This is a genomic window from Arthrobacter antioxidans, assembly GCF_023100725.1.
In the GTDB taxonomy this organism is placed as follows: Bacteria; Actinomycetota; Actinomycetes; order Actinomycetales; family Micrococcaceae; genus Arthrobacter_D; species Arthrobacter_D antioxidans.
This window is the reverse complement of sequence record NZ_CP095501.1, coordinates 172,896-195,189: the sequence shown is the minus strand read 5'-3', so window position 1 is coordinate 195,189 and position 22,294 is coordinate 172,896. Positions and strand designations below refer to the sequence as shown.

General features: G+C 69.6%; 23 protein-coding genes. 11 read left to right on the top strand and 12 right to left on the bottom strand.

What is annotated here, in order from left to right; translation table 11 throughout:
- Positions 1 to 7 precede the first annotated feature (7 nt).
- Entirely contained in the window at positions 8 to 1,153 is a 1,146-nt protein-coding gene (locus MWM45_RS00955; protein WP_247827734.1) for a fatty acid desaturase family protein, read from the top strand.
- 84 nt (positions 1,154 to 1,237) lie between these two features.
- Here the strand turns inward: MWM45_RS00955 and MWM45_RS00950 are convergent, their stop codons facing one another.
- Together MWM45_RS00950 and MWM45_RS00945 are read right to left on the bottom strand one after the other, a co-directional pair.
- The gene (locus tag MWM45_RS00950) at positions 1,238 to 1,735 is read right to left on the bottom strand and encodes an SRPBCC family protein (RefSeq protein ID WP_247827733.1); all 498 of its coding nucleotides are present in this window, start codon (positions 1,733 to 1,735) and stop codon (positions 1,238 to 1,240) included.
- A gap of 12 nt (positions 1,736 to 1,747) precedes the next feature.
- A complete protein-coding gene (locus MWM45_RS00945; RefSeq protein ID WP_247827732.1) occupies positions 1,748 to 2,095 on the bottom strand; it encodes an ArsR/SmtB family transcription factor in 348 nt (115 codons plus the stop codon).
- A 116-nt stretch (positions 2,096 to 2,211) separates the two neighbouring features.
- On the opposite strand from MWM45_RS00945, the gene pta reads away from it, so the two are divergent.
- The 3 genes from pta to MWM45_RS00930 are packed head-to-tail and all read left to right on the top strand — an operon-like array spanning position 2,212 to position 5,823.
- Positions 2,212 to 4,293, top strand: coding sequence for a phosphate acetyltransferase (gene pta, locus MWM45_RS00940; RefSeq protein ID WP_247827731.1), 2,082 nt, complete (start codon positions 2,212 to 2,214; stop codon positions 4,291 to 4,293).
- 49 nt (positions 4,294 to 4,342) lie between these two features.
- Positions 4,343 to 5,458 (top strand): acetate/propionate family kinase, encoded by a 1,116-nt coding sequence (locus MWM45_RS00935; RefSeq protein ID WP_247827730.1) that lies wholly within the window; start codon positions 4,343 to 4,345, stop codon positions 5,456 to 5,458.
- Positions 5,459 to 5,484: 26 nt separating this feature from the next.
- The gene (locus MWM45_RS00930; protein ID WP_247827729.1) at positions 5,485 to 5,823 is read left to right on the top strand and encodes a YnfA family protein; all 339 of its coding nucleotides are present in this window, start codon (positions 5,485 to 5,487) and stop codon (positions 5,821 to 5,823) included.
- A gap of 27 nt (positions 5,824 to 5,850) precedes the next feature.
- Here the strand turns inward: MWM45_RS00930 and MWM45_RS00925 are convergent, their stop codons facing one another.
- Positions 5,851 to 6,162 (bottom strand): AzlD domain-containing protein, encoded by a 312-nt coding sequence (locus MWM45_RS00925; protein ID WP_247827728.1) that lies wholly within the window; start codon positions 6,160 to 6,162, stop codon positions 5,851 to 5,853.
- Positions 6,159 to 6,896 carry an AzlC family ABC transporter permease gene (locus MWM45_RS00920; RefSeq protein WP_247827727.1) on the bottom strand — a complete coding sequence of 246 codons (738 nt, stop codon included), beginning with the start codon at positions 6,894 to 6,896 and terminating at the stop codon, positions 6,159 to 6,161. Before MWM45_RS00920 ends, MWM45_RS00925 begins: the two co-directional genes overlap by 4 nt.
- Before the next feature lie 98 nt (positions 6,897 to 6,994).
- Between MWM45_RS00920 and MWM45_RS00915 the strand changes: the two genes are divergently transcribed.
- Positions 6,995 to 8,185: a zinc-dependent alcohol dehydrogenase gene (locus MWM45_RS00915; RefSeq protein ID WP_247827726.1), complete on the top strand. Its 1,191-nt coding sequence runs from the start codon at positions 6,995 to 6,997 to the stop codon at positions 8,183 to 8,185.
- Between the two features lie 69 nt (positions 8,186 to 8,254).
- Here the strand turns inward: MWM45_RS00915 and MWM45_RS00910 are convergent, their stop codons facing one another.
- Both MWM45_RS00910 and MWM45_RS00905 read right to left on the bottom strand, forming a co-directional pair.
- Positions 8,255 to 10,087 carry a glycoside hydrolase family 15 protein gene (locus tag MWM45_RS00910; RefSeq protein WP_269076567.1) on the bottom strand — a complete coding sequence of 611 codons (1,833 nt, stop codon included), beginning with the start codon at positions 10,085 to 10,087 and terminating at the stop codon, positions 8,255 to 8,257.
- Between the two features lie 19 nt (positions 10,088 to 10,106).
- Positions 10,107 to 10,973, bottom strand: coding sequence for a glycerophosphodiester phosphodiesterase (locus tag MWM45_RS00905; protein ID WP_247827724.1), 867 nt, complete (start codon positions 10,971 to 10,973; stop codon positions 10,107 to 10,109).
- 130 nt (positions 10,974 to 11,103) lie between these two features.
- On the opposite strand from MWM45_RS00905, the gene MWM45_RS00900 reads away from it, so the two are divergent.
- Positions 11,104 to 12,351 (top strand): DUF445 domain-containing protein, encoded by a 1,248-nt coding sequence (locus MWM45_RS00900; RefSeq protein WP_247827723.1) that lies wholly within the window; start codon positions 11,104 to 11,106, stop codon positions 12,349 to 12,351.
- Here MWM45_RS00900 and MWM45_RS00895 read toward each other — a convergent pair.
- Entirely contained in the window at positions 12,348 to 13,103 is a 756-nt protein-coding gene (locus MWM45_RS00895) for a hypothetical protein (protein WP_247827722.1), read from the bottom strand. The genes MWM45_RS00900 and MWM45_RS00895 overlap by 4 nt on opposite strands.
- Before the next feature lie 219 nt (positions 13,104 to 13,322).
- Entirely contained in the window at positions 13,323 to 13,592 is a 270-nt protein-coding gene (locus tag MWM45_RS00890; protein ID WP_043442922.1) for a GlsB/YeaQ/YmgE family stress response membrane protein, read from the bottom strand.
- A 339-nt stretch (positions 13,593 to 13,931) separates the two neighbouring features.
- On the opposite strand from MWM45_RS00890, the gene MWM45_RS00885 reads away from it, so the two are divergent.
- From MWM45_RS00885 to MWM45_RS00865, 5 genes are all read left to right on the top strand, one after another.
- Positions 13,932 to 14,189, top strand: a complete 258-nt coding sequence (locus MWM45_RS00885; protein WP_247827721.1) for a DUF6458 family protein — start codon at positions 13,932 to 13,934, stop codon at positions 14,187 to 14,189.
- A gap of 193 nt (positions 14,190 to 14,382) precedes the next feature.
- Positions 14,383 to 15,150, top strand: coding sequence for a DeoR/GlpR family DNA-binding transcription regulator (locus MWM45_RS00880; RefSeq protein WP_247829290.1), 768 nt, complete (start codon positions 14,383 to 14,385; stop codon positions 15,148 to 15,150).
- Positions 15,147 to 16,166 (top strand): 1-phosphofructokinase family hexose kinase, encoded by a 1,020-nt coding sequence (locus MWM45_RS00875; protein WP_247827720.1) that lies wholly within the window; start codon positions 15,147 to 15,149, stop codon positions 16,164 to 16,166. Before MWM45_RS00880 ends, MWM45_RS00875 begins: the two co-directional genes overlap by 4 nt.
- Positions 16,166 to 18,259 carry a PTS fructose transporter subunit IIABC gene (locus MWM45_RS00870; RefSeq protein ID WP_247827719.1) on the top strand — a complete coding sequence of 698 codons (2,094 nt, stop codon included), beginning with the start codon at positions 16,166 to 16,168 and terminating at the stop codon, positions 18,257 to 18,259. Before MWM45_RS00875 ends, MWM45_RS00870 begins: the two co-directional genes overlap by 1 nt.
- Before the next feature lie 52 nt (positions 18,260 to 18,311).
- Complete coding sequence (locus MWM45_RS00865; protein ID WP_043442914.1) at positions 18,312 to 18,590, top strand: HPr family phosphocarrier protein; 279 nt, start codon at positions 18,312 to 18,314, stop codon at positions 18,588 to 18,590.
- Between the two features lie 269 nt (positions 18,591 to 18,859).
- Here the strand turns inward: MWM45_RS00865 and MWM45_RS00860 are convergent, their stop codons facing one another.
- The 4 genes from MWM45_RS00860 to MWM45_RS00845 form a co-directional block, all read right to left on the bottom strand.
- Positions 18,860 to 19,573, bottom strand: coding sequence for a hypothetical protein (locus tag MWM45_RS00860; RefSeq protein ID WP_247827718.1), 714 nt, complete (start codon positions 19,571 to 19,573; stop codon positions 18,860 to 18,862).
- 5 nt (positions 19,574 to 19,578) lie between these two features.
- Positions 19,579 to 20,316 carry a helix-turn-helix domain-containing protein gene (locus MWM45_RS00855; protein WP_247827717.1) on the bottom strand — a complete coding sequence of 246 codons (738 nt, stop codon included), beginning with the start codon at positions 20,314 to 20,316 and terminating at the stop codon, positions 19,579 to 19,581.
- A 148-nt stretch (positions 20,317 to 20,464) separates the two neighbouring features.
- Positions 20,465 to 20,698 (bottom strand): hypothetical protein, encoded by a 234-nt coding sequence (locus tag MWM45_RS00850; protein ID WP_247827716.1) that lies wholly within the window; start codon positions 20,696 to 20,698, stop codon positions 20,465 to 20,467.
- A 249-nt stretch (positions 20,699 to 20,947) separates the two neighbouring features.
- A complete protein-coding gene (locus MWM45_RS00845) occupies positions 20,948 to 22,222 on the bottom strand; it encodes an endonuclease/exonuclease/phosphatase family protein (protein WP_418909712.1) in 1,275 nt (424 codons plus the stop codon).
- Positions 22,223 to 22,294: the final 72 nt, after the last annotated feature.

The window sequence follows — 22,294 nt, the reverse complement described above, 5'->3', positions numbered from 1 at the left end:
AGTCCTCATGACCACCACAGCGACCCGCCCGGGCGCCCTCGCGGCGTCCGGCCACCCCCTGGTCCGCCCCGATGCCGCCAAGCACCTCACCGATGAGCAGGTCGAGGAGCTCGGCCGCGAACTCGACGCCGTCCGCGACGAGATCCTCGCCAAGCGCGGGGCCTCCGACGCCGCGTACATCCGCCGGGTCATCAAGATCCAGCGTTCCCTCGAGTTCGCCGGCCGCGGCACCCTCCTGTTCAGCAAGTACAAGCCCGCCTGGTTCGCCGGCACGGCCATGCTGAGCCTCGCCAAGATCATGGAAAACATGGAGATCGGGCACAACGTGCTGCACGGTCAGTGGGACTGGATGCGCGATCCGGACATCCACTCCACCACCTGGGAGTGGGACTTCGTCACCCCGGCGCGCTCCTGGCAGCACACCCACAACGACCTGCACCACCGCTGGACGAATGTCATCGGCAAGGACCGGGACATCGGATACAACCTGCTCCGCATGGACCCCGACCAGCCGTGGAAGCCGTTCAACCTGGGCAACCCGCTGTACAACGCCATCCTGGCTCCGGTCTTCGAGTGGGGCATCGCCCTGTACGACCTCGAGATCCCGGAGTACAAGGAGGGCCTGAAGTCCAAGGAGGCCATGAACCGCGACCTCAAGGCCGTGGGTGTCAAGGTGCTCAAGCAGTTCTCCAAGGACTACGCCGCCACCCCCGCCGTCGCCATGCTGACCGGCTCCGGCAAGCAGGCCCTCTACGGCACGCTCGCCGCCAATGCCATCCGTAACTTCTGGGCGCACGCGGTCATCTTCTGCGGCCACTTCCCCGACGGCACGGACACGTTCACGGAGGAGGAGGTGGACGGCGAGACCCGCGGCGACTGGTACGTCCGCCAGATGATCGGCTCGGCGAACATCTCCGGCTCGAAGCTCATGCACTTCATGACGGGCAACCTGTCCCACCAGATCGAGCACCACTGCTTCCCCGACCTGCCGTCCAACCGGTACGCCGAGGTGGCCGTCAAGGTCCGCGAGATCTGCACCCGGTACAAGCTCCCCTACACCACGGGCCCCCTGCCCAAGCAGGTCGGCTCCACCTGGGCGAAGATCTTCAAGCTCGCCCTGCCGCCGCGCAAGGCCACGACCGCCACGGCGTAAGGCTCACGCAGGCGCCGTCGGCCCCGGTTCATCCCGGGGACGACGGCGCCTTCGCGTGTCCGGAGTTCGTCGCCGACCGGGACCTCAGACGGAGGCGTCCTCGGCGAGGAGCGCATCGACCTGGCCGAGTGCCGCGCGGATGCCCTCCTCCATGCCCATCTCCACCATCTGTTCGAGCTGCTCGATGGACTGGAAGGCCGTGGTCATGGTCATCCGCGTGCGTCCGCCGAGGTCCTCGAGCGTGACGGTCGCGGCTGTCTCCCCCATATCCGGCACCGGGTCGCCGTTCTCGTCCGCGAAGCCGTCCACGAAGGTCAGCAGGCGGGGAGGCTCGACGGCGGTGATCCGCCACCAGCCCCGCGCCTTCTCGCCGTCGGGCCCGGTCATGTAGTAGGCCGCGCGGCCACCCTCCTCGAACTCGTAGGTCTCGAAGGTCGCCGGCCAGGTGGGTGGGCCCCACCAGCGCTGGAGCTGCTGTGCGTCCGCCCAGATCCGCCAGACGCGTTCGACGCCGGCGTCGAACTCCGCGACCAGCCTGAAGTGGAGAGCTTCCGTGTCCTTCTCCGTACTGATGACCGTCATGATGATGCCTTCCTAGTCGTCATCCCCGGCGTCCTCGCCGAGGAGGTCCGTGATCCGGTCGACGCGTTGCCGCCAGATCCTCTCGTAGTCGTCAAGCAGGCGCCGTGCCCTCTGCACGCCGTCCACCTCTCCGCGCACGATCTGCTCCCGCCCACGCTTCTCCTTGGAGACGAGCGAGGCCCTCTGGAGCACCGCCACGTGCTTCTGGACTGCCGCGAAGCTCATGTCGTACTGCTCGGCCAGGCCGGATACCGAATACTCGGCGACCAGGACGCGCGCCACGATGTCCCTCCGTGTCGCGTCGGCGAGCGCCTGGAACAGGCGGTCCACCTCGTCCTGCCTCAACGTTTGTACAACCATGTGGTTGTACGTTAGTCCTCCGGGTCGGCCCGGTCAAGGGTAGGGCACCCGCAGCAGCCGTCGGGGACGTGACACCGATTATGGCGGGCCCCCCGCCACCCTGTAAGACTGGGCCCATGACCCGCGGAATCTATGTGAGCGCCATGACCAACGGCTCCGGCAAGTCCCTGATCTCCCTGGGCCTGGCCGACATGCTGCACCGGCACGCCGACCGCGTGGGCTTCTTCCGGCCCATCGTCGAGGGCGACGACCCCACCACGGATCCCATGGTCCGCCTCATGCAGCGCTCGTTCGACCTCCCCGAGAGCCGCGCCCGCGGCGGCCTCACCCGCGCCGAGGCCCGTGCCCTGCTCGTCACCGGGGACCGCGCGGAGATCGACGCCCGCTGCGTCGCCATCTACAGCGAGATCGCCGCGGAGTGCGACGTCGTGATCGTCGAGGGTACCGACCTCTCCGGGAACGACGCCGCCGTCGAGTTCGACCTCAACGCGCGCCTGGCCAACAATCTCGGCGCCATGGTCCTCGCCGTGGTCAGCGCCAAGGACATGTCCGTCGAGGAGGCGGCCGACGCCGTGGACGTCGCCCGCCGCGAACTCGACGCCGCGAAGGTGTCCCTCCTCGCGATGATGGTCAACCGCGCGGCCGACGACGCCGTCACCGCGATCAGCGAGCACGTCCGGCCCGGCCGCTCGGGCCGGCCGGTCTACGTGATCCCGGAGCTGTCCGAGATCTCCCAGCCCACCGTCTCCGAGGTGGCCACGGACCTCGGGGCCCGCCAGATCGCCGGGAACTCGAACCTCGAGCGGGACGTCACCAGCGTCCGCGTCGCCGCGATGAACGTCGGCAACTTCCTGCACCTGCTCACGGACGGCGCCCTGGTGATCGTGCCGGGGGACCGCGCGGACGTCCTCGTGGCGACCCTCGCGTCGTCGTTCTCCCCCGAGTTCCCGGTGCCGTCGGCGCTGTTCCTGACCGGCGGGCTCGCCCCCGACCCCAACATCCTGGCCCTCCTCGCGCAGGCACCGTTCCCCGTCTTCGCGCTCGACGACGACACCTACACCGTGGCCCGCCACGTCAGCGAGGTGCGCGGGGAGATCGCGAGCGGACTGCGCCGCAAGGCCGCGGCCGCGCTGGGCGCCTGGTCGCGGCAGGTGGACGAGAGCGAGCTGCTGGAACGCCTCGAACTCCCCCGCCCCGTCAGCATGACGCCGCTGCGCTTCCTGCACGAACTGATCCAGCGCGCCCGGGCGGAGCGCAAGCGCATCGTCCTCCCCGAGGGCGAGGACCTCCGCGTCCTGAAGGCCGCCGAGATCCTGCGCCGCCGCGACGTCTGCGACCTCACCATCCTCGGCCCCGAGGCGCGGGTCCGCGAGCTCGCCGCCGGCCAGGGCATCGACCTCAGCGGCCTCACGCTCATCGACCCGGCGACGTCGGACCTGCGGGAGGAGTTCGCCGCCGAGTACGTGAAACTCCGCGCGCACAAGAACGTCTCGATGAAGGAGGCCCGCGAGCGCATGCTCGAAGGCGCATACTTCGGGACCATGATGGTGCAGCTCGGCACGGTGGACGGCATGGTGTCCGGAGCGGCCCACACCACGGCGAACACCATCCGGCCGGCGCTCGAGTTCGTGAAGACCAAGGACGGCGTGAAGATCGTCTCCTCGGTGTTCCTCATGCTGCTGCAGGACCGCGTGCTCGTGTACGGCGACTGCGCGGTCAACCCGGAGCCCAACGAGGAGCAGCTCGCGGACATCGCCGTGGCCTCGGCGGAGACGGCCGAGCAGTTCGGCGTGGAACCGCGGGTCGCGATGCTCTCCTACTCGACGGGCGAGTCCGGACACGGCGGCGCGGTGGACGAGGTGCGGCGCGCCACGGAGCTCGTCCGGAAGCAGCGCCCCGACCTCGCGGTCGAGGGGCCCATCCAGTACGACGCCGCCGTCGACGTCTCCGTCGCGGCCTCCAAGCTCCCCGAGTCCTCGGTGGCCGGCCAGGCGACGGTGTTCATCTTCCCGGACCTGAACACCGGCAACAACACCTACAAGGCCGTGCAGCAGTCGGCGGGCGCCGTCGCCGTCGGGCCCGTCCTGCAGGGCCTGCGCAAGCCGGTCAACGATCTCTCCCGCGGCTGCACCGTGGAGGACATCGTCAACACCGTGGCCATCACCGCGGTGCAGGCCCAGCAGCCCGCCGCCTCCTGACCCCCTTTCCGACGCCCTCCGTCTGCACCCCTCCCCAGGACAGGACCCCATGATCATCCTCGTCATCAACTCCGGCTCATCCTCGCTCAAGTACCAGGTCCGGGAGGGCGAGGACGTCCTGGCCGAAGGCCTCGTCGAACGGATCGGCGAGGCCGAAGTGCCCGATCACGCGGCGGCGCTCGACCGCGTGGACGGTGAGGTGTCCGCGGCCCTCGGCGACCGCGGGATCGACGCCGTCGGGCACCGCGTGGTCCACGGCGGCGAGCGCTTCAGCGAGCCGGTGCTCATCGACAACGAGATCACCCGCGCCATCGAGCGCCTCAACCCGCTGGCACCCCTGCACAACCCGGCGGCCGTCACCGGCATCCGCGCCATCGCCGACAAGTGGCCGGACATGCCGCAGGTCGCGGTGTTCGACACCGCCTTCCACCGCACGCTCCCGGAGCACGCCTGGCGCTACGCGGTGCCGGACGAGCTGTACCGGAGATTCGGTATCCGGCGGTACGGCTTCCACGGCACCTCGCACGCCTTCGTGGCGCGCGGCGCCGCGGAACTGCTCGGCGCGGACACGTTCACGGGCGTGATCGCGCACCTCGGCAACGGCGCCTCCGTCACGGCCGTGCGCGACGGCGAGAGCGTCGACACGTCGATGGGGTTCACGCCCCTCGAGGGTCTGGTGATGGGCACGCGGTCGGGTGACATCGACCCGTCCATCCTGCTGTTCCTCCTGCGCGAGGGGTACACCGAACAGGACCTCGACACCCTCCTGAACCGCGACAGCGGGCTCAAGGGCCTCGCGGGCACGAACGACATGCGCTCCGTAACGGAGGCCGCCGACGCCGGCGACCACCGGGCGAGGCGCGCGATCGAGGTGGCCTCCTACCGGCTCGCGAAGTACGTGGGCGGGTACCACGTGGCCGTCGGCGGGGCGCAGGCACTCGTGTTCACCGCGGGCATCGGCGAGAACGCGTCCGCGTTCCGCACCGCCGTCGTCACCAAGCTGGGTGCGCTCGGACTCGACCTCGACGAGGAGAAGAACGGCGAGCGCAGCAAGGAGGCGCGCATCATCAGCACCGAGGCGTCGGCGTTCCCCGTGCTCGTGGTGCCGACCGACGAGGAGGCGGCGATCGCGGAGGCGACGGCCGCCGTCGTCGACGCCTCCTGACCCGCAGCGCGAGGCAGACTGGCACCATGACGACCCTGCGCATCACCCTCCTGTTCGTGCTGGCCGCCGTCGCGGAGATCGGCGGGGCGTGGCTCATCTGGCAGGCGGTCCGCGAGGGCAGGCCCTGGTGGTGGGCCGGGCTCGGCATCATGGCACTCGGGGCCTACGGCTTCGTGGCCACCCTGCAGCCGGACGCGAACTTCGGGCGGATCCTCGCGGCGTACGGCGGCGTGTTCGTGGCCGGGTCGCTCGCGTGGGGAGTGCTCGTGGACGGCTTCCGGCCCGACCGCTGGGACCTCCTCGGCTCCGCGGTCTGCCTGGTCGGCGTGGCGCTGATCATGTTCATGCCGCGCTCGACGGCGTAGCCGGGGCCGCACACCGCAGGGTCCGCCCTACGCCGCCCCCAGCAGCCGCGCGAGTCCCGCAGCGAGCGCACCCACCGCGACGACGACGAGGAACGGCGCCCGCAGCCAGAGCGCGACGGCGGCCGCCAGCAGCGCCACGACCCGCGCATCGACGACGAGCGCCTGACCGGACGCGACCGTGTTCGTCGCCGTCAGGGCGGCGAGCAGGCCGATGGTCAGCGACCCGGCGACGCGCAGCATCCGCGGGTTGTCGAGCAGCTTCGCGGGCACGAGGAAGCCGAGGAACTTCGTGGCGATCGACACCGCGCACGCGAGGAGGACCCAGCCCCAGAGACTCATGCGTCCCCCCGCGCCGAACCGGCGGGGCCGGAGGGGTAGGGCTCGACGTCGGGCTCGAGGCCTTCCGTCGCCGGACCCAGGCCCGAGAGGCCGAGACCGGCCGCCACCACGGCGGCGAGGAGGATCGGCACGCCCGGCGGCACGAGCGGCACGGCGATGATCGTGACGACGGCGCAGACGACGGCGATCGCCGCTGGCTCGCGCGAGCGGATGCGCGGCCACAGCAGACCGAGGAACGCGGCGACGGCGGCGCCGTCGAGCCCCCAGCGGGCGGGATCGCCCATGGCGTTGCCCGCGAGCGCACCCACGAGCGTGAAGAGGTTCCACAGCACGAAGACGCCGATCCCGGCGGCCCAGAATCCGCGGCGCTGCTCGTCAGGATCGGCCTGGCCCGTCGCCGTGGCCACGGACTCGTCGATCGTGAGGTGTGCGGCCGGCAGCTTCCGCCAGCGGGAGGGCCGGAGCAGCACGTTGACCTGCATGCCGTACACGCCGTTGCGGATGCCCAGCAGGGCCGCGGCGGACATCGCCGAGACCCCGCTCCCCCCGCCGGCGATGACGCCGATGAAGGCGAACTGCGAACCGCCGCTGAACAGCAGGAGGCTGAGGGCCATGGTCTGGAGGAGGGTCAGCCCGGCAGCCACGGACAGGGCGCCGAAGGACAGTCCGTACAGGCCGGTCGCGATCGCGACGGACAGGGCCACACGGACCGCCGGGGATTGGAGAAGTACCACCTGACAAGGCTAGGCGACGGCGACGTCCGACTTCCCATTCGCGGCGAAGGGGTGAATAGTGGGAAGCGAAGCCTACTTACTACCCGGAGGAGCACCACATGAAGGCAGTGACATGGCAGGGCAAGCGCAAGGTCAGCGTGGAGAACGTACCCGATCCCACGATCCAGGAACCCACGGACGCGATCGTCCGTATCACCTCGACCGCCATCTGCGGCTCGGACCTGCACCTCTACGAGGTCCTGGGCCCGTACATGCACAAGGGTGACATCCTCGGCCACGAGCCGATGGGCATCGTCGAGGCGGTGGGCGCGGGCATCACCAACCTGAAGGTCGGCGACCGCGTGGTCATCCCCTTCAACATCTCCTGCGGCTACTGCTACATGTGCACACGCGGCCTGCAGTCGCAGTGCGAGACCACCCAGGTGCACGCGAAGGGCTCCGGCGCGTCGCTGTTCGGCTTCTCCGAGCTGTACGGCTCCGTGCCCGGCGGCCAGGCGGAGTTCCTGCGCGTCCCCTTCGCCGACTACGGTGCGGTCAAGGTCGGCGCGGAACTGCCCGACGAGCGCTACCTCTACCTCTCGGACATCCTTCCCACCGCCTGGCAGGGCGTGCAGTACGCGGACGTACCCGAGGACGGCGTCCTCACGGTGTACGGCCTCGGGCCGGTCGGACAGTTCGCGGCACGCATCGGCCGGCACCTGGGCCACCGCGTCATCGGCGTCGAGCCGGTCCCCGAACGCCGTGAGATGGCCAAGCGCCACGGCATCGAGACCATCGACTTCACGAAGGACACCGCCGAGGAACTGCGCAGCATGACGGACGGCCGCGGCCCGGACGCGATCGTGGACGCCGTCGGCATGGAGGCCCACGGCTCCCCCGCCGGTGCCTTCGCGCAGAACGCCGTGGGCATCCTGCCGGACAAGCTCGCGCAGAAGGTCATGGAGACCGGCGGCAGCGACCGCATGAGCGTCCTCCACTCGGCCGTCGACGCCGTCCGCCGCGGCGGGACCGTGTCCCTCAGCGGCGTGTACGGCGGCACGGCGAGCCCCATGCCGCTGATGACCATGTTCGACAAGCAGATCCAGTTCCGCATGGGCCAGTGCAACGTGCGGAGCTGGACGGACGAGCTCCTCCCGATCGTCGAGGATCCCTCGGACCCGCTGGGCGTCATGGACCTCATGACCCACGAGGTCTCGATCGACGAGGCGCCTGCCGCCTACGAGAACTTCCAGAAGAAGACGGACGGCACCATCAAGGTGGTCCTGAAGCCGCAGGGCGTCACGCTCTAGCAAGCGCGGAGCGGCAACGGTACGACGGCGGGAGCCCGGCCCTGGCGGCCGGGCTCCCGCCGTTGCCGTCTACTGCACCTCGTCCATCATGTCGTAGGGCCCGGCCTTCCGGTGTGCCGTGTGCAGCGCGTCCGCGGCACGCACCAGGGCGAGGTGCGAGAACGCCTGCGGGAAGTTGCCCGCCATGCGCCCCCGGACGGGGTCGTACTCCTCGGCCAGCAGGCCGAGTTCGTTCGAGTAGCCCACCAGCTGATCCATGAGCCGTGCGGCGTCGTCGGGCCTGCCGCCGTGCGCATATTGCTCCACGAGCCAGAACGAGCACGCCAGGAAGGGGTGCTCACCGGGTTCGAGGCCGTCGTCCGAGTTGCCGGTGCGGTAGCGCAGCAGCAGTCCGTGGGCGTCCAAAAGGTCCTGTTCGATCCGCTCCACGGTGCCCAGCATCAGCGGGTCGTCGAAGTCGAGGAAGCCGACGTGCGGCAATTGGAGCAGGGAGGCATCCACCTCGGTCCCGCCGTACACCTGGGTGAACGAGCCCAGATCGGCGTTGAAGCCGCGCTCCATGATCTCCTCGCGCAGGCCGTCCCGGATCTCCGTCCAGCGCTGCTCCGGGCCGGGCAGGCCGTGATCCCGCACCGCGCGGACCGCGCAGTCGAACGCCGCCCACATCATCACCCGCGAATGGGTGAAGTGCTGGGGGTCCCCGCGCATCTCCCAGATCCCGTGGTCCCGGTCATGGAGGTGCTTCTCCGCGAAGCCCAGGAGGGCCCGCTGGAGCGGCCACGAGAAACTGTCCTCGGTGACACCGTGGACGCGCAGCTTCTCGAGCGCCACCATCACCTCGCCCACGACGTCGGCCTGGTACTGGTCCACGGCGCCGTTGCCCACGCGCACGGGCGTGGAGCCGGCATAACCGGGCAGGTGCCCGAGCTCGCGTTCGGGCAGGTGCCGCTCTCCGGCCAGCCCGTACATGATCTGCAGGTCCTCGGGATCACCGGCGACCGCCCGCAGCAGCCAGTTGCGCCACTCCAGCGCCTCCTCGGAGAAGCCGTGCGTCATCATGGCCTCGAGGGTCAGGGCCGCGTCGCGGAGCCAGCAGAAGCGGTAGTCCCAGTTGCGGGAGCCGCCGAACTGCTCGGGCAGCGACGTCGTCGGGGCGGCGACGATCCCGCCCGTGTCCTCGTGCGTGAGGGCGCGCAGGACGAGCAGGGAGCGCCGCACGGCCTCGGAGTAGCCGCCCCCGATCCTGCAGCTGGCACCCCAGGCCCGCCAGTAGCTGATGGTGCTGTCGAGCGCCTCGTCGACGTCCAGGGCATCCGGCTTCTCACGGTGCGAGGGGTACCACACGAGTTCCAGGTCGACGACGTCCCCTGCGGCCACCGTGAACGTGCCCTCGTGGCGATGGTCCCGCGCCTTCAGCCGCGGCCCGCGCAGGAGCAGCGCGTCCGGTCCGGCGATGGCGAGCAGTACCGGGCCGCCGTCGTGCGTGCCCTGCGTGACCCACGGCATGATGTCGCCGTAGCCGAAGCGGATCTGCAGCTCCTGCCGCATGGTGACGGTGCCCCGGAGCCCCTGGATGCGTCGCAGCACGTTGGCGCGCCGGTCCGTCACCGGCATGAAGTCGGTGACCAGCACCTCGCCCTCGAGGGTCTTCCAGCGGGTCTGGAGGACGAAGGTGGAGTCGATGTAGCTCCGCTCCACCACCTCGGCGTCCGACGACGGCTCCAGGAGCCAGCGGCCGTGCTGCGGCGTGCCGAGCATCGCCGCGAACACCGACTCGGAGTCGAACCGGGGGAAGCTGAGCCAGTCGACGCTGCCGTTCCGGGAGACGAGCGCACCGGTGTGCAGGTCGGACAGGAGTGCGTAGTCCTCGATCGGGGATTGCATCCTGCAACTCAACCACACGCTCCGCGCGACCGCCCGGTCAGCCGCGCTCGCTCTCGAAGGCGGCCCGGATCCGCGCCGGGTAATCCGTCGTCAGCTCCTGCACCCCGAGCTCCGCGAGGTACAGCGCGTCCTTGACCGAGTTCACGGTCCATACCCGGACCCGCACGCCGTCGCCGACCCAGCGGCGCACGCGTCCGCGATGGGTCCGGGTGTACCGCATGCCCGGTCCCACCATGCCCACCTGGTGGCGGTTCACGAGCTGCTCACCCTCCTTCAGGGCGCGTCGCATGACGGTGATCAGCGCGCCCTCGGTGAGCGGGCCGAAGCGCAGTGCGGCGCGCACCTCCTTGGGCTTCATGTCCGACACCAGCTGGCACAGCATGTGGGGCGGCGCCGACTCGGCGAGCTGCCGCATCGAATCGGGATTGAAGCTCATGAAACTCACCTCGATGCTGCCGAGCATCGAGGACTCCGGGTCCCACCCCTCGTCCATGAGGAAGGCGATCAGTGCATCCTCCAGCCGCAGGCCGAAGGGGCTCGGGTGCTTCAGCTCGATCGCCAGCCGGACCGGGCGCCCGGCACGGCGCAGCAGCAGGATCAGGTCCGCGAGGGTGAGGAACTGCTCGGACGGACTGCCGTACTCGGCGGGGATGCTCGCGCCCTTCCAGGAACAGACGTCGAGCCCGCGCAGCTCCTCCAGCGTGTGGTCGGCCACGCGGCCCGACCCGCTGGTGGTGCGGTCCAGCGTGGTGTCGTGGATGCACACGAGCTGCTCGTCCCGGGTCAGGTGCACGTCGCACTCGACGCCGTCGGCGCCGTCCGCGAGGGCCTGCAGGTAGGCGGCGCGGGTGTGCTCGGCATAGGTGCCGCTGCTGCCGCGATGGGCGAAGATCACAGGAGGCACGGGGCATCCCCTCACATGGTGATTGATGTCCCCCTCACCGTACGCGACCGGCCGATCGGGGCACCATGGGCAGCCGGCCCGCGGTGCGCGGGAGGCCTCCGTCGATAGACTCTGGAGGGTGAATGCGCAGATGACCGACACCGACGCGGAACGGGCGGCCGCCCTCCGCCGCATGAAGATGCTCGCAACCGGGCTGCTGGCCCTCATGGCGGTGATCTTCGTGGTGGCCTTCGCGCTGCAGGACACCTATCCCTGGCTCCAGTACGTCCGCGCGGCGGCCGAGGGCGGGATGGTCGGCGCGCTCGCCGACTGGTTCGCCGTCACGGCCCTCTTCAAGCACCCGATGGGCATCCCCATCCCGCACACGGCGATCATCCCGCGCAAGAAGGACCAGATCGGCGAATCGCTCGGCCAGTTCGTGGAGGAGAACTTCCTCTCCGAGGACGTGGTGCGGGCCAAGCTGGACTCGGCGCGCATCGCCCAGAAGGCCGGAGCCTGGCTCGCGAAACCGGAGAGCGCCGACCGGGTGGCAGCGGAGGGGGCTGCGCTGATCCGCGGCATGTTCACGGTCCTGAACGACGACGCCGTGCAGTCCGTGATCGAATCCATGGTCCGGAAGCACCTGCTGGATCCACCCTGGGGCCCGCCGATCGGCAGCATCGCCGAACGCGTCTTCGCGGACGGGCACCACCACCGACTCGTGGACCTGCTGGTGGACCGCGCCGCCGACTGGGTGGACGCCAACTATGCCGTCGTGACCAGGGTCGTCGCCCAGCGGTCCCCCACCTGGGTCCCCCGCCTCGTCGACGGGGTCGTGGGTGACCGCGTGCACGCGGAACTGTCGAAGTTCATCCGCGCCATCCAGGACGATCAGCAGCACGATGTCCGGATCGCCATCGACAAGTACCTCAGGGACCTGGCGCGGGACCTGCAGCACAAGCCCGAGACGATCGCCAAGGCCGAGGAGATCAAGGGTCAGCTGCTCGACGACCCGCGGGTCCGCGACCTCACCGCGCGCACCTGGTCGACCATCAAGAACGCCCTCCTCGAGGCCGTCAACGATCCGGACAGCGAACTGACGTCGAAGTTCAAGGCGGCTGTACGCGACTTCGGCACACGGCTGACGAGCGATGCCGACCTCGCCCACAGGGTCAATACGTGGATCGCCGACGGCGCTTCCTACGCCGTGCGCACCTACCGCAGCGAGATCGCCGGTGTCATCTCCGAGACGGTGGGTCGCTGGAACGCCGAGGAGACGTCACGGAAGATCGAACTGCAGGTCGGCAAGGACCTGCAGTTCATCCGCATCAACGGCACCGTGGTCGGCTCCCTGGCCGGCCTGCTGATCTTCTCCGCCGCCCACGCGATCTTCGGTTAGGCCCGCTTCTTCCGTGCGTCCGGCTCGGGGAGCTGCAGCACTTCCGCCAGCTCGCCCGGAAGGGTCTGCGGCAGCGGACCGAACGCCTCGCGCGTGGTGCGGATGACGGCCTTGCCCATGAGGTGGTTGCCGGTTCCGCCGATCACGGCGCCCACCCCGAACGGCAGGGCACGCCCGAGCATGAAGCCGCCCTGCTTGGCGAGGAACTTCTTGACGAACCGCCGCTGGATGGACCCGGTGAGGGTCTTCACCAGTGACGCCGGAGCGGACTTGTTGACCAGCTGACCCCAGTACTGGGGCGCACCCTGCCCGGCGGACGACCCCAGGATGGAGCGGATGAGTGCAGTACCCTCCTCGCCCATGAGGATGGCCATCACCATGGTGCGCGACCGCTCGGGGTCCTGGATGCGGACGCCGTGCAGTTCGGCGACCGACTCGGCGTAGAGCGCCGTGGCCTCGAGGAACCCGATCGTCGCGGCACCGGACAGCCCGAGTGCGGCGAGGGTGCCGACGGCGGGGACGGCGGCGGTCGCGCCGACGGCGGCTCCGGCGACCGTCGTCGCGCGCAGGTAGTCGCGTTCGAGCAGCCGCGTCAGCTCTGCGGGGGAGGCCTCCGGGTGGCGGCGCCGGAGCCTGTCGATGTTGGCGATGATCAGGGGCCGCTGGATGTCCAGGGCACGTTCGATGCCACGGAGGATGGCGGGCTTCGGGTTGCCGTCCTTGTCGAACAGCGTCCCGTTCGCAGCCTTCACGGCTGGGTTCTCCTTGTTACGGCCAAACATCGTGGTCCTTCCGCCGGTGATCGGTGTGCTGCTGGCAATGATTCTAGGTGGGGCGTGCGCTGCCGGGACGGGGTTCTGCTGCCGGCGCAGAGCGCCTCCGACGGGGCGGGAGAACAGGAACGGGCGCCACCGGTGACCGATGACGCCCGTTCCACAACCGCTCCCCCATGGTGCGGCCGGTCCTGCTGACTAGACGCGCGAGCCCTTGCGGCCCGTGACGGCGCCGTAGATGACGAGCACGATCAGTGCGCCACCGATGGCCAGCAGCCAGGTCGACAGGTCGAAGAAGCTGTCGACTCCGACACCGAAGATCGCGCTACCGATGAATCCGCCCAGAAGGGCTCCGACGACGCCGAGGACGAGCGTGATGATCCATCCGCCACCCTGACGGCCCGGGAGGATCAGCTTTGCGATCGCACCGGCGAGAAGGCCCAGAATAAGCCAACCAAAAATTCCCATAAAAATGCTCCTTGAGTGATATTCGCGACGCCGCCAGGGCAGCGCGCTACCTGATAGTTCGATGCACCGGGGTGCAACTCGCCTTAAGTGTACTTCATCAGTCTGCTTAGGGTGCAATCCTGCCACCTTGCTAACCCTGCTTAGCAGGGTGTAGGTAAATCTTTCCCGGATTGTTATGGACCTCACCGCCGGATGCCGTCTCGCCTCCGACGGGCGCGCCGTACCACGCCGTAGGATGACCGCAGGCGGGCCGTCCCGGGAGTGGGTGGCACTGGAAGTGAAACCGCTGGGGAATTCCAATGAAACTCCCATCCAGCCCACACTGAAGGAGTATTACCAATGCGAATCGGTTCTTCGATCTTTCTTATTGCACTCGGTGCAATTCTCGCTTTTGCCATTCAGGCCGACGTCATCAGCATCGTCGACATCAACCTCGTGGGGTACATCCTCATGGCGGTGGGCGTGCTGGGCCTGATCGCCTCCCTCGTCCTCGCGGCCCCGCGCCGCCAGAACCGGGTCTCGGAGTCGCGATCCATCGTCGATCCCCACACGGGTGAGACGATCACGCGCAACGAGACACGCGACGCGGGGCTCTAGCCCCACACCCCTCCAGGAAGGCCGGGACGATGTCCCGGCCTTCCTTGTCTGCGCCTCCCTGCGCCCGTCAGGCACGGAGTCCATCCACCACGCCGAAAGTGCTTGACGTCACACCAAACCAAAGATAGAGTCACTCAAACAAAGATAAAGCCACATGCCTCGGCCGACCGACGGCACCGACGACGGAGTCCCCATGTTCGCGGAAGAGCGGTATCGCCAGATCAGCAGCCTGGTCTCCGCCGACGGTCGCGTCACCGTCGCGGGGCTCTCCTCGCGCTTCGGTATCACCAAGGAGACCGTCCGGAGGGACCTCGCGCTCCTCGAGAACGACGGCGTCCTGCGCCGCGTCCATGGAGGCGCCATCGCCGGGAGCGGCGCGACGACGAACGAACCGAGCCTGACCAGCCGCTCGGCGCAGCACTCCCCGGAGAAGAGGCGCATCGCGCAGGCGGCCCTCGCGCTCCTTCCCGCGACCGGCGCCGTCGTGCTCGATGCGGGGAGCACCACCGGCGCCCTGGCCGACCTGCTCGTCGAGGAAGGCCACGCGGGTCTGGCCGTGGTCACCCACTCCGTCCCTATCGCCGCTCTGATCTCCGGTGCCGGTCTGAGCGTGGAGTTCGTGGGCGGCCGCGTCCGCGCCCTGACGAGCGCCGCCGTCGGCAGCAGCACCGTGGCCTTCTTCTCCCGCCTTCGCGCGGACATCGCCTTCATCGGCGCCAACGGGCTCGCGGCCGGCTTCGGCCTCAGCACGCCCGACGTGGACGAGGCGGCCGTGAAGACCGCCATCGTCCGCTCCGCCCGGCGCGTGGTGCTCCTGGCGGATTCGTCGAAGTTCGACGAAGAGACCCTGACCAGCTTCGCCAACCTGGAGGATATCGATGCCCTCATCACCGACCGAACACCCCGAGGACCCCTCGTCGAGGCCCTCTCCGACGCCGACGTGGAGGTGATCGTCGCGTGATCGTGACCCTCACCGCGAACCCGAGCATCGATCGCACCGTGGGGCTCAGCGAGCCCCTCGTGCGCGGAGCCGTCCAGCGCGCCATCCACGTGGTGCAGGAGGCGGGTGGCAAGGGCGTGAACGTGAGCCGCGCCCTCGCGATGTCCGGCGTCCGCACCCTCGCCATCCTGCCCGGCGACGACGACGATCCGGTCCTCGCGAACCTGCGCAGCATCTCCCTCCCCTTCCGCAACCTGCCGATCGGCGCCGGGCTCCGCATCAACACGGCGGTCACCGAGCCCGACGGCACGACGACGAAGATCAACGAACCCGGGCCCGAACTCTCCCCCGGCAGCCTCGAGGAACTCCTCGCGGTCGTGGTCGCGGAGAGCGACGGCGCGGACTGGCTGGTCCTCGCCGGGTCCCTGCCCCCCGGGGTCCCGCCCACCTTCTACACGACGGTCACCGCTGCGGTGCGGAAGGCGTACGGGCCGGCGGCACCCCTGATCGCGATCGACTCGAGCGGTGAGCCCCTGATCGAGGCCGCTGCCGGCGTCCCGGCTCCTGACCTGCTGAAGCCGAACGCCGAGGAACTCAGCGAGCTGACCGGCATCGGTACGGGCGACGAGCTCGAGCAGGACCATGAACTGGCCGCGAAGGCCTGCGCGGTGCTCGTCACCGCGGGGGTGGGAGCGGTTCTGGCGACCCTTGGATCCAAGGGCGCCCTGCTCGTGACGGACGCGGGAGCGTGGCACGCCGTGCACCCGCCGGTCACGGCACGCTCCACGGTCGGCGCGGGCGATTCCGCGCTTGCCGGCTACCTGCTGGCGCACTCTGCAGGAGAACGTCCCGAGAACTGCCTGCGCCAGGCCGTCGCCCACGGATCGGCGGCCGCTGCCCTTCCCGGGTCCACCGTCCCATCCCTCGACCAGACGACGCCGACCGTCGTCGCGGTCACACCCCTGAAGATCACGCAGGCCGTGATCGTACCGAGCGCAATCGGGTCCATCGCAGGGCCCCAACAGGAGGAATTCTGATGTCCGACATCATCACCCCGGAGCTCGTGGCTCTGGACAAGGACCTGGGGGAGAACCGTTCCTCGGTGATCCGCCACCTCGCGGAGCGGGTCGCCGCCGAGGGCCGCTCCACGGAGGTCGACGGCCTGTACGCCGACGCACTGGCCCGGGAGGAGAAGACCTCGACCGGCATACCCGGCGGCATCGCCATCCCGCACTGCCGCTCCACGGCCGTCTCGGAGGCGACCCTCGCCATGGCACGCCTGTCACCACCCGTGGACTTCGGGGCCAAGGACGGCCCGGCGGACCTCGTGTTCTTCATCGCTGCGCCCGACGGCGCGGACCAGGAGCACCTGAAACTGCTGTCCAAGCTCGCGCGGTCACTGATCAAGAAGGACTTCACCGCCTCGCTGCGCGCCGCGCAGTCGCCGGCCGACGTCGTCGCCCTCGTCAACGGTGCCCTCGGCCTCGGTGACGCGCCGGCCGCCGGAGCCCATTCCACCGGCGCTCCCGCCGCGTCCGCCGCCGGCTCCCGCTCGAGCGAGGCCGCAGCCACGCTCGGCACCTCGCCCGCCGGGACCGACACCACCGGACCCGCCGTCGACCACACGCGTGCCACGGACACCCGGGTACGGCGCCTCGTGGCCGTGACCGCCTGCCCCACCGGCATCGCCCACACCTACATGGCCGCCGACTCCCTCGTCGCGGCAGCCAAGGAGCGCGGGATCGACCTCCAGGTCGAGACCCAGGGTTCCTCCGGCGCCACGCCGCTGGACCCCGCGGTCATCGCCGCAGCCGACGCCGTGATCTTCGCCGTCGACGTCGACGTCCGCGACAAGCAGCGCTTCGCCGGCCTCCCCGTCGTCAACTCGCCCGTCAAGCGCGGCATCGACGAGCCCGGCGAGATGGTGGAGGAAGCCCTCGCCGCGGCCGGGAACCCGAACGCCCGGCGCGTCACCGGCACGGCCGACGGCCAGCAGTCGGACGACGACGGCGGCCGGGACAGCGTCGGCAGCACGCTGAAGCGCGCCCTGCTCACCGGTGTCAGCTACATGATCCCGTTCGTCGCCGGTGGCGGTCTGCTGATCGCCCTCGGTTTCCTCCTGGGCGGCTACCTGATCACCGAGACCGCGGACGCCGTGGTCCTCGAGAACAGCCTCACGAACCTGCCGGCCGGAGGCCTCGGCGAGTACCTCGGGGCCGTGGCCTTCAAGATCGGCCAGTTGTCGCTCGGGTTCCTCGTCCCGGCCCTCGCCGGCTACATCGCGTACGCCCTGGCGGACCGCCCCGGCATCGCCCCCGGCTTCGTCGCCGGCGCCGTGGCAGGCTTCATGGGCGCAGGCTTCCTCGGCGGTATCGTCGGCGGCCTGCTCGCCGGGTACACCGCCATGATGATCGGCCGCCTGTCCGTGCCTCGCTGGCTGCGCAGCCTCATGCCGGTGGTCATCATCCCGCTCGTGGCGTCCATCGTGGCGTCCGGCCTGATGTTCCTCCTGCTCGGCGGACCGATCGCCGCACTCACCGCGGGCCTCAATGCTTGGCTGTCCGGGCTGACCGGCACGGCGGCCATCGGCCTCGGCGTGATTCTCGGACTCATGATGGCCGTCGATCTCGGCGGCCCCGTGAACAAGGTGGCCTACTCCTTCGCCGTCGCCGGACTCGGTGCCGCGTCGCTCGACAACGTGGCGCCCCTGCAGATCATGGCGGCCGTCATGGCCGCCGGCATGGTGCCACCGCTCGCCATGGCCCTGGCCACCGTGATCGACCGCAACCGCTTCACCGCACCCGAACGGGAGAACGGGAAGGCCGCCTGGCTGCTGGGCGCCAGCTTCATCTCCGAGGGTGCCATCCCGTTCGCGGCAGCCGACCCGCTGCGCGTCATCCCGGCATCCCTGCTCGGGTCTGCCGCCACCGGAGCCATCGTCATGGCCACCGGCGTCACCTCGCAGGCCCCGCACGGCGGCTTCTTCGTCTTCTTCGCGATCGGCAACTTCGCGATGTTCCTGGTCGCGATCGCGGTCGGCACGGTCATCTCGGCCCTCGCGGTGGTCGCCCTCAAGCGCTACGCGACCCGCAAGACGGAGACCCCCGCCGCAGAGCCGGTTGCAGCCTGACCCACAGTCGGCTTGGCTGTACTGGGACCCATTCACCACAAAGGAGCACATCATGGCAGAACGCAAGGCAACCGTCGCGAGCCGCGTGGGGCTGCACGCCCGCCCGGCATCGATCTTCGCAGAGGCAGCGGGCGAGCTTCCCCTCGAGGTCACCATCGCGATGGACGGCGAGCCCGCCGAGGAGGCCATGGACGCGTCGAGCATCCTCTCCCTCATGAGCCTCGGCGCCTCGCACGGCGACGTCGTCGTCCTGCGCGCCGAGGGTGACGGTGCCGAGAGCGCACTCGAGGCCCTGGCCCGCATCATCGAGACCGACCACGACGCCGCATAGCCTGCACCACAACGAAAAGGGCACCATCCGCCGTGCATACGTGGCGGGTGGTGCCCTTCTTTGCGTCCCCAGCATGGGACCAGCAGGTGAGTCCATCCGTTCTGATGGAAGCGCCCGCCTGCCGGGTAACGATCCGCTGACCCCCCACGGAAAGCGGCAGTTACATAATCATAATTTTCTCACACGATCATGGAAACGTGAATACCCGCGGGACATATCACGTCACTTTTCCTGCACGGAGTGCAATCGGGGCCGATCGGTAACGGGTTCTACGCGAGCTTGTTCGCGGAGCGGGCGCTCTTCCTGCCGACGGTGTGGCTGACCCAGATCAGGCAGAGGCCCAGGACGGTCAGCAGGATGGCCGAGAACGGCAGGAGGATGTCCCAGTACCTCAGGTCCAGGGGGGTGAGCCTCAGCAGCACGAACACCACGACGAGCGCGTTACCGAAGGCTACGAGGGCGCACGCGAAGCGGTGGACGATCCGCGCATGCCGATCGAAGGCCGACAGCGCCGCCGGGATCACGAGGCAGGCGGCCACATACCCCGGATAGAGCCGTCCCACGGCGGCATACTGCTGCACGGTGTCCTGCTCCCCGAAGGCATGCAGGCCGGTGGAGCTTCCCTCGAGCTCACTGGACACGAAGAAGTAGAGCGTCGCGGCGACGGTCAGGGCCACGATCGACAGGCCGAAGGGTCCCACGATCAGGCGCCGCGCGCGGGTGGACCCGAATGCCGCTGCCATCCGGATACCGAAGAGGAGGAACACGGCGTACAGGGCCAGCCGTAGCAGGAGGTTCGCGATGTTGACTCCGCCGAGGGCCGCATCCACCGCCACGTAGATCGGGTCGATCGACAGGCCGACGGCGAAGGTGAGAAGCGCCAGCGCCACGAACATGGTGCGTCCCCGACCTTCACGCAGACCGGGGATACGGACTGCGGCACCGGCCGAGCACAGGCCGAGTGCGGCCCACTGAATCGTCATCGCATTCATCCGAGGTTCTCCCACAGTGCGCGGTCCTTGCCGTCGTCGAGCTCGGCCCGCCGGATCTGCTTGCCGAGGACGTCGAGGCGGTCGCGGGCGAGGAAGACGAGCTCGAGGTCGCTCAGCCCGCAGAGGGCGCGGGCACGCCCGTCCTCCGGCCAGCCCCCCTCGTGCGGTGTCAGCAGCCCGGTGACCACGAGCCCGCTCGTGAGGGAGACGCCGGCGATCCTGGCGGCCTGGATGGCGATCTCGGGTGCGAGCCGGCCCGCCGTGAGCTGCGCGGACAGGTTCTGGCGGGCCACACCGGTACTGGCCGCCAGCTGCTGGCGGATGTCACCCGGATCGATCGCCTCGATCCAGGCCCGCACCGAGTTCCTGTGCGGGAAGGGTGCGAGGTTCAGCTGCAGATCCGTCCCCGCGCACTCCGTGTCCTCGCTGCGGGCCACCAGCAGTCGAAGGATGTCGATGTGCGAGACCTGGCTCACGAGTTCCGCGTCGGTGGGCGTCCGGATGCCGGCCGGGAGGTCGCCGTAGCCCTCGAACTCGGCGAGTGCCTCCGCGGGCGGGAGCCCGTAGGCGCGGGCGATGGCCACGATGGTCGGCACCGAGACCTTGCCCCGGACGAGCTGCTGGGCGAGGGTGGACCGCTTGATGCCCGCGACCCTGCAGAGATCGGTCACGGTGTCCTCGGGTGCGATTCGGGAACGCCACAGCTGGAACGCCTTGGCTGTGACGGCCATCATCACCTTTCGATTGGACTTTCCGGTCTCCAGTCGAAGTATACTGAGATCGCTGGCTCCGAGTTCTGCGATTCCCCCATACGCAGAACTCGGAGCCAGCTCCAATTAAGCGGCAGCCCGCGGCTGGACGGCTTCGGCCGCCCCGCGGGGCCTACCAGCGGACCTTCTTCTCCTTCTTCCCCTGCTTGCTGCTCTCGTGCGCGGCCTTGGCGTGGCCGGCCCCGGTCGCGGCGGCGGGACTGGCGGCGTGGTTCTTCTTCGCCAACGCGAGCTGCGCGCGGGGGTCGTCCTGCAGCTTCCGGGCGCCGGGCGCCATGGGAGTGCTGCCGGCGGCGTCGGCCGACGCGTCATCCTGGGGCTGGTGGTTCTGGGGCGTGCTGGTCATGGTGTTCCTTTCGGGTGCGGACGCCCGCGGAACGCGTCTGGGCAGTCAGTGGGCGGGACGCAGGAAGACCTGCGGCGCGCGTGCTGGGAGGACCGGACAGATTCAGTGGGCGCCCTTGGAGGGTGTCATCGACAAGTGGCGTGGAGCTCGGCCGAAGCCTGCTCACCTACTGGAAAAGAAGTGTCCTCATGTCCACGACCGTACACCCGGCCGAAGCGGCGGGACAAGAGGCGTCCACCGGTCGGTTGGCTAGCGCCGGCGGATGCCGTGCAGCGTGACGTCGACGAAGACCAGGCGGTGGTCACTCGTGGGGAAGGGGAAGATCCCGGTCAGTTCCGACCCGGGCATGCCCGCCCGCGGCCAGAACACCCCTGCAGCCGCGACCCGCAGTGTGCGGGACGGGAGGACGTAGTCGGCCCGGATGTTGCCGGCGTCGAGATCCTCGAAGTCCGCGGTGTCGAAGCGGGGATCACTTCCATGGCCGGCATTGGCGCCGCCCTGGAACGCCGACGCTTCGATGGCACCGTTCGACGACGGCAGCGGATCCCGGACCAGTTCGTTGCCGAGCAACTGGTCGATCGACCCGGCCTGCGAGTCGCCGTCGAGCGGGTCGCTGTTCTGGTCCCCCATCACGACGAAGCGTTCACCGCGCTGGAGGCCCCCGGTCGTCCCGGCGTCGTCGTAGATGTAGGAGGCGTCGGTCCCGCCGGTGATGTAGTCGGACCAGAAGCGGATCTCGTCGCTGTTGCGCCGGCCGTTGCGGTCCTCCGCACCGTCGAAGACGGGAGGGGTGGGGTGGCTCGCCAGGACGTGGACGGTCTTCCCGCCCACGCTCACCGGCACGTCCCAGTGGGACTTGCTGGACAGCGGGAGCACGGCGAGCTCGCTCGCGGAGTACCAGTCCCTCGGGGCTTTCGTGGCCGGGTTGTCGGGAAGCAGCGCACCGGGCATGTCCTTCCACAGGAAGTCCTTGAAGGTCCGCACCGACTCCGTGAGGATCGGGTACCTGGAGTAGATGACCATGCCGTACTGGCCCTCGAACGCACCGAAGCCCAGGGCGTCGTCCGCGCCGCCCACCGAGCCGTCGTTGTCGAGGTCGTACCCGCTGGGAGCGCCGGTGTTCGACGGCGCGGTGTACACGTAGGGGTAGTCGAGCGGGGCCTTGCCGTTCTGGCCGACCGACAGGTAGTTCTGGTCGAACAGGTCGGCGGCCCGGTTCCCCGGGACGTAGTCGAACTCGTTGAGGAGCACCACGTCCGGACGGTTGATCTGGAGGACCTCGGCGATGGCCCTCGCCTGCGCGTTGCCGGGTGTCCCCAGGTCCCGTACCAGCTCGCCGGCCGAGGACCGGTTCAGGCTCGCGTTGTACGTGGCGAAGCGGATCTCCTGCCCGGTGCCCCGGCCGCTACCGGAGAGGACGGTGCGCGTATCGTCCGCCGGATTCGCGACGGCGAGGGGTGCGGGCGCCACGAGGAGCGAGACGGCCAGCAGGCCGGTGACGCAGCGCGCCAGGAGTCGCACCACTTTCCTCCTCGGGTCGGCAGGGTGACGTGGCCCCTCGGTCTCGCCCTCCCCCAAACTGTTCGCTCGGGTAAC

What these genes read in the sequence shown, in the direction of transcription:
- MWM45_RS00925 (WP_247827728.1), bottom strand. Translation starts at nt 6,162, where the DNA reads ATGAGTCTCTGGGGCTGGGTCCTCCTCGCGTGCGCGGTGTCGATCGCC.
- MWM45_RS00890 (WP_043442922.1), bottom strand. Translation starts at nt 13,592, where the DNA reads ATGGGAATTTTTGGTTGGCTTATTCTGGGCCTTCTCGCCGGTGCGATC.
- MWM45_RS00865 (WP_043442914.1), top strand. Translation starts at nt 18,312, where the DNA reads ATGGCAGAACGCAAGGCAACCGTCGCGAGCCGCGTGGGGCTGCACGCC.
- MWM45_RS00880 (WP_247829290.1), top strand. Translation starts at nt 14,383, where the DNA reads ATGTTCGCGGAAGAGCGGTATCGCCAGATCAGCAGCCTGGTCTCCGCC.
- MWM45_RS00915 (WP_247827726.1), top strand. Translation starts at nt 6,995, where the DNA reads ATGAAGGCAGTGACATGGCAGGGCAAGCGCAAGGTCAGCGTGGAGAAC.
- MWM45_RS00950 (WP_247827733.1), bottom strand. Translation starts at nt 1,735, where the DNA reads ATGACGGTCATCAGTACGGAGAAGGACACGGAAGCTCTCCACTTCAGG.
- MWM45_RS00955 (WP_247827734.1), top strand. Translation starts at nt 8, where the DNA reads ATGACCACCACAGCGACCCGCCCGGGCGCCCTCGCGGCGTCCGGCCAC.
- MWM45_RS00930 (WP_247827729.1), top strand. Translation starts at nt 5,485, where the DNA reads ATGACGACCCTGCGCATCACCCTCCTGTTCGTGCTGGCCGCCGTCGCG.
- MWM45_RS00870 (WP_247827719.1), top strand. Translation starts at nt 16,166, where the DNA reads ATGTCCGACATCATCACCCCGGAGCTCGTGGCTCTGGACAAGGACCTG.
- MWM45_RS00855 (WP_247827717.1), bottom strand. Translation starts at nt 20,316, where the DNA reads ATGATGGCCGTCACAGCCAAGGCGTTCCAGCTGTGGCGTTCCCGAATC.
- MWM45_RS00885 (WP_247827721.1), top strand. Translation starts at nt 13,932, where the DNA reads ATGCGAATCGGTTCTTCGATCTTTCTTATTGCACTCGGTGCAATTCTC.
- MWM45_RS00850 (WP_247827716.1), bottom strand. Translation starts at nt 20,698, where the DNA reads ATGACCAGCACGCCCCAGAACCACCAGCCCCAGGATGACGCGTCGGCC.
- MWM45_RS00860 (WP_247827718.1), bottom strand. Translation starts at nt 19,573, where the DNA reads ATGACGATTCAGTGGGCCGCACTCGGCCTGTGCTCGGCCGGTGCCGCA.
- MWM45_RS00935 (WP_247827730.1), top strand. Translation starts at nt 4,343, where the DNA reads ATGATCATCCTCGTCATCAACTCCGGCTCATCCTCGCTCAAGTACCAG.
- pta (WP_247827731.1), top strand. Translation starts at nt 2,212, where the DNA reads ATGACCCGCGGAATCTATGTGAGCGCCATGACCAACGGCTCCGGCAAG.
- MWM45_RS00945 (WP_247827732.1), bottom strand. Translation starts at nt 2,095, where the DNA reads ATGGTTGTACAAACGTTGAGGCAGGACGAGGTGGACCGCCTGTTCCAG.
- MWM45_RS00900 (WP_247827723.1), top strand. Translation starts at nt 11,104, where the DNA reads ATGACCGACACCGACGCGGAACGGGCGGCCGCCCTCCGCCGCATGAAG.